The 446-nt window shown below is 74.9% G+C and carries 1 pseudogene; it reads left to right on the forward strand.

The annotated features are described in order from the left end of the window. Window positions 1–446, forward strand: a pseudogene (locus EBL85_RS16880) (AMP-binding protein); the annotation flags it as partial.

The raw sequence follows: 446 nt of genomic DNA on the forward strand, positions 1-446 counted from the left end.
TGGCCAGCGGCTATCGCGGCGATGCCGAGCGCACCGCCGAGCGCTTCGTCACCCGCGCCGGGGCGCGCTGGTATCGCACCGGCGACATCGGCCGCTATCACCCCGACGGGCTCCTGGAGTTCCTCGGGCGCGCCGATCAGCAGGTCAAGGTGCGCGGGCACCGTATCGAACTCGGCGAGATCGAGACCGCGCTCACCGCCGCGCCCGCCGTCACCGAGGCCTGCGCCCTCACCCTCGGGCAGCCGCCCCGTCTCGCCGCGGCGGTGGTGCTCGCCCCCGGCGTGCAACCCGAGCAGGCCCTCGCGGCGCTGCGCGAGAGCCTCGCCCAGCGCCTGCCCGAGTACATGATCCCGACCTCGATCCTGCCGCTCGAACGGCTCGATCTCAGCGCCAACGGCAAGGTCGATCGCCGCGCGCTCGCCGCCCGGCTCGACGCGCTCGACGCC

The sequence above is a fragment of the Marichromatium sp. AB32 genome (assembly GCF_003718675.1).
GTDB classification, from domain to species: domain Bacteria; phylum Pseudomonadota; class Gammaproteobacteria; order Chromatiales; family Chromatiaceae; genus Marichromatium; species Marichromatium gracile.